The organism is Chryseobacterium sp. 14P4.3.2, from assembly GCF_057799275.1.
On the sequence record NZ_JBYOKO010000043.1, the window covers coordinates 1 to 2548 of the forward strand.

5 protein-coding genes are annotated in these 2548 nt (G+C 28.8%); all 5 read left to right on the forward strand.

Annotation, left to right across the window (positions count from 1 at the left end; translation table 11 throughout):
* A partial coding sequence (locus AC27VX_RS23595; protein ID WP_488698410.1) for a hypothetical protein occupies positions 1–310 on the forward strand: 310 nt, incomplete at its 5' end.
* On the forward strand, positions 222–947 hold the full coding sequence (locus AC27VX_RS23600; RefSeq protein WP_236858155.1) for a hypothetical protein: 726 nt from the start codon (positions 222–224) through the stop codon (positions 945–947). The genes AC27VX_RS23595 and AC27VX_RS23600, both read left to right, overlap by 89 nt.
* Before the next feature lie 189 nt (positions 948–1136).
* A complete protein-coding gene (locus tag AC27VX_RS23605; RefSeq protein ID WP_236858159.1) occupies positions 1137–1559 on the forward strand; it encodes a hypothetical protein in 423 nt (140 codons plus the stop codon).
* On the forward strand, positions 1553–2236 hold the full coding sequence (locus tag AC27VX_RS23610) for a hypothetical protein (protein ID WP_236858161.1): 684 nt from the start codon (positions 1553–1555) through the stop codon (positions 2234–2236). The genes AC27VX_RS23605 and AC27VX_RS23610 overlap by 7 nt, the downstream gene beginning before the upstream one ends.
* A gap of 116 nt (positions 2237–2352) precedes the next feature.
* The coding region (locus AC27VX_RS23615; RefSeq protein ID WP_488698413.1) for an RHS repeat-associated core domain-containing protein at positions 2353–2548 on the forward strand (196 nt) is incomplete at its 3' end.

The window sequence follows — 2548 nt, forward strand, 5'->3', positions numbered from 1 at the left end:
TTTTGTATTTCCAAGTACTTTTCCAGCTAATGGCTTTATAAATAGAAACGCTCCAACATGGGCAGGTAGATTGTATGCGGGTGTATGGGGTGGTGATAGATTTAGAGAACTATCAGATCTATTTAGAAAAAAGAAAGATGATAGTATTGATATTAATGCAACTCTCTTCTATCCGTCTCCGCAAGATACTATAAAAAGAGTTCTTGAAAAAAATATGAGTAATGAAAGAAACAAACTTCAAAAAACAGTTGATTCAATTAACAATGTGGAATATCGTAAAGGTTGGCATTACAAAACTTATGGGTGGTAAAATAAATTTAATAATAAAAATTTTTGTTTTACTGATAATTTTTAGTTGCAAAAAGAAAGAACAGAAAAATCTTCTTCAACTTACACAATTAAGTGATTATACCATTACCAAAACTAAAATCAACGATTCGATAACAAAAGTTAAAGGAAATAATGAGAACTATAACCTTGAGGGAACAATAAATGAATCAGATAATTCTAAAGAAGGCTGGTGGAAAGTTCAAAATAAGTTAAATAATGAATTTTATAATATCGAGTATATTTTTTTAGATAAACAAATTGAGAATCAGATAAAAATATACAAAAATGGACAGCTTCAAGAAAATTTAAGCAAATTTTACACTGCTTCATCTGATAAGAATGGAGTAAATTTTAAATTTTATTTTCCAGAATCTAAATTTAGAACCTATAACGTTAGCTTTAATTATACAGTTTCAGATTCTCTCAAAAGGAAAATAATTAAAAATGAAAAATTAAATTGTACAAAGATTATTAATTATTATTCTTGTTATATCCCTATAAAACAAAACGAAAGTATAATTGGTATAGCTACAAGGTTTTCAAGTTCTAAACAAAAAGATAGTGTTTTACTTGCTGTAGATAGAATGTTTATAAAACCTGTTTACAGAAAAGATTAAACTTTTTAATCCAAAATAAAAGGAAAAACAAGACCGTTATTTGGCTTATTATCTCAATAATAAAAAATGATTAATAAAAGCAGAGTGATCTTAACTTTTTGATCGCTCTGTTTATTTAAAAGAAGATTTTTTTCAGACTCACCATCATAATGTTTGAAATCAACAAAATAAACTACTGCTATATCTGGTTTGATAGGATCTACCAATGAAGAGTATCCTCAGATCACCAATATTGGAGGATTGGCAAGAACAGATTTTGATGCAAGTACCTGGGATAAATTTAGACCTGGTGATAAGCTTTTTACTTTAGATGCTGGAAGTTTTGTATTTCCAAGTACTTTTCCAGCTAATGGTTTTAAAAATAGAGACGCTCCAACATGGGCAGGTAGATTGTATGCAGGGGCATGGGGATTAGATAGATTTAGGGAGTTATATGAATTACATAGCGGAGATAAAGCAGCTGATACCCTATACTTTAACGATTATACATTTGATAAAAGTGGTATCAAGGATACTACATATAAAAGACTACCACAAAAAGGAGAAAGTTATATCGAAGCAATGTCAAAATTATATAAAACAGCAGATTCAACAAAACGTGCGAAATGGTAAAAAATATAATAAATAAGAATGTTTTTTTTTACTTTCTTTTTTTCTCATTTTTTTCATGTAAAAATGAAAAATTAAAAGAGGATGAAAATCTAAATTCTACAGAATATTTTTCAATTCCAACTGACTTAAAGAACATGAGGAATATTGAAAAAAGTAAAATTAATGACTCTTTATACAAAATAAAAGGATTATTTAATAACTACATTATACAAGGATATATGAATGGCAATAAGAAAATTGGTTGGTGGGAAGCACTTGACGATAATAAAAAAGAAATTGTTGCTAAGTTAGAATATAAATTTATTGATAACAAAGAGTTTGTTAATCAATATATATTATATAAAAATGGGAAAATTGACACACTAAAAAGTAAATTTTATAGGATTAATAAAAGTCAAAATTTTGTAAAGTATAAATTTTACATACCCTACCAATCTAACGAAGTTCACTCCGAAGGAAAATTGTATTATAGATATTCTTTTCAGGGAAAAGTATATAGACACTTAGAATCTAAAGGCTTTAAAAATAAAAATGTTTTTGATTGTACGGTTTCTATACCCGCAAATTTCAATAATAAAGATTTATTTATTGAAGGGAATTTTTGGGAAATATTTCAGTTAGAAAATGGAGAAATTTCAGGGAATGATATTTACGTATCAGACACATTAAAACAATAACTACCACTTGGTAAAGTAATAATAAAAACCACTGCCATTGAGCGGTGGTTTTGTGTTGTAAAGAGTATTAAGTAAGGGTAACTTTTACCAAAAACAGCGCAGGCGCTCCTGAAATTATTGACAACAACAATTACTATCCTTTTGGACTGAACCATACCTCAGGGTCGTTTGGCACCTCCAACTTTGGTAGTTTCTACAGTTACAAATACAACGGAAAGGAATTACAAGAGACGGGAATGTATGACTATGGTGCAAGGATGATGATGCCTGATCTGGGAAGATGGGGAGCAATGGATGCCATGTCTGAGAAAT